This window comes from Clostridium sp. UBA5119 (assembly GCF_002414285.1).
Lineage (GTDB): Bacteria > Bacillota > Clostridia > Clostridiales > Clostridiaceae > Clostridium_J > Clostridium_J sulfidigenes.
Genome location: NZ_DHYX01000029.1, coordinates 6,865 through 9,384 on the forward strand (window position 1 = coordinate 6,865; position 2,520 = coordinate 9,384).

General features: G+C 29.2%; 2 protein-coding genes. Both read right to left on the reverse strand.

Translation table 11 applies throughout. The features are described 5' to 3' along the window. The coding region (locus B2671_RS03495; protein ID WP_346869175.1) for a VanW family protein at nucleotides 1-1,189 on the reverse strand (1,189 nt) is incomplete at its 3' end. Between the two features lie 167 nt (nucleotides 1,190-1,356). After that, nucleotides 1,357-2,520: VanW family protein (locus tag B2671_RS03500; RefSeq protein ID WP_346869176.1), on the reverse strand; the 1,164-nt coding region annotated here is incomplete at its 5' end.

Genomic DNA, 2,520 nt, shown 5'->3' on the forward strand with positions numbered 1-2,520 from the left:
TTTTCCCACCCTTAGCTGCAGAGTTAGAATATATATTAAAGGTTACATTTCCACCACCAGCATATCCTTCAATATATATTGGATATTTGTATGGATTTGTAAATACATAATCTATTCCTCCATAAGCAATAGTTGCATCAAGTCCTAATGGAACATATTCTACTACCATGTTATGATTTAATCTTTGATCTGGAAGAATTCCGGAGTCTAATACTGCATTGTGAAGTGTTGAAGATACTTGGCAAATACCACCTCCATATCCTATTTCCACCTTATTTCCTACATAAACGCCTCCTGGTTGATACCCTTTATCTGCTGTAGTGTCGCCCACTGTAGTATTGAAACTAAAACTTTCTCCTGGCATTAGTACTATACCATTTACAGTTTCAGCTCCTAGTGATATATTGGTACTTCTGCTCCAATCTGAACTTCTAAAGTTAGTAGTTTTGGTTCCAATTCTAGTGTCAATAGTTGATAATTTTTCTTTAGTCTTAGTAGGTACCTCTTTTTTTATAGTTGCAGTTACTTCTATGTTTCCTGCTTTACTTTCTGCTACCTTAGCATTTATATCCTTAACTAATGCTTGTACATCTAAAGTCTTACCAACTACTTCTTCAGTAATGTTAAATCCTGAACCTGACTTTGCTATAGTAGCGTCTTTTTTAGCAATATTAATTTCACTTTCCATTTTTTTAGCAACAGTATTTATAATTTCGTTATTATAGGTAAATGTTATTGGAAAGTCTTTTTTTTCAGAACTCTTTATTGCTTTAAACTTATCTAAATACCCAAGATCTCTATTATGGTTAAAAGCTTCATTTACAGTTTCATCTATATTAAACTCTACATGTAAGTCAGCATAGTTAATAGAATACTCCTTATCTCCAGCTTTAATTTTAATACTTCTGTTCCCAATTTCGTCGTTATATTTACTATTTAGTTCTTGCACAACTTTGTCCTTGGCTTTACCACTCACATCTATTCCTTCAACCTGCACACCTGGCATAATTAAATTCTCATATTTTGATACAGTAGTATGGATGTATGTTGTTGTACCTATAAATACTAAAAGAACTATAGTTATTACGGAAGAAATTGCTATGATCTTAGCTTTTTTATTAGATTTTTTATTCCCTGGGGTTAGTGAAAGCTTTGATCCATTCTCACCCTTCTCTAGATTCATATCCATAGTAACATTCCTTTCATTTTACAATTAAAAAATTGATTTAACATATAAATTATATCATATGTTAATCATATTTTCATTTATATTATTATTACGATTTCATTACATAATAATTTTCTATTGTAAAATTTAAACACAAGCACTATATATACAATTCCTTCCCTATACCTCTATCCATTTCTTCTGATGATTTTATTTACAGGTTCATATATATCATCATATATTACCTCTTCTTTTACTACCTTCTTATTTTCTAAGGTTTTTCTATAAACCTTTACCTTATAACCTTTACTACCTGGATTTTCAACTATTTCTTCCCCCTCATCCAAGGTTATGTCCTTTTTGTATTCTATTTTTTGAGGCATTTCTTTATAGACTTCACTAATAACTTCATACTTTATATTTTCTAATTCTTTATATGAATATATATTAAATATTAATTTATTATTTTCTACTATACCATCTATATAAATGGGATATGGTAAAGTGTTTTTAAACTTATAATCTACAATATTATAATAAATGGTGGCATCCATTCCTTTATCAACATACCCTATTGGTATAGAATGATGTGTTCTCTCTGTAGGCACAATTCCTGCTCTTATTATTCCATTATGAAGAGTTGTAGATACCTGACAAATACCTCCACCTAATTCAGGTTGAAGCTTATTATCTTTTATAACAGTAGCTTCTACATATCCTTTTTCTTTAGTGCTTTCACCTACTAGTTTATTAAAACTATATTCTTCCTCCGGCATTAAAACTATACCACTTGCTGCTTCAGTTGCTACTTTAATGTTAGTAGCTCTAACATCATCTACAAAATTTGTACTAAAGCTAGATATTATTGTATTAATCCTTTTCAAGTCTTCAGTATTTATTTCTGGCTTTTTAATACTAATAGGTAATTTCAGAGTAACATCACCTTTATTATTCTCAGTATTACTTTTTACAACTTCTTCAACCTGAGAAATAAAATCTTTTCTATTTATTTCTTCTTTTGAAGAACTTTCACTTACTTTTAATTTTCCATCTTCCTTGACGATAGTTGCATTTTTAACTTTCTTGTTGAGGGTTTTTTCAATTTCATCCAACAAGGAATCTACAGAATTTATATTATAGCTATACTCAATATCAAAATCTACTTTTTTAGGATTTTTTATTAACTTATAACCTTCTCTTACAGATAAATCCTTTCCATAATCCAAAGCTTCCATAAGAGTTTCCTGCAAGTTGCTTTTTATATTTAAGCTTTCATAATCAATCTTATATTCTTTATCTTTTACCTTTACCTTAATATCGTTTTTGATAAGTTCTTTATTTTTTTCATTTAA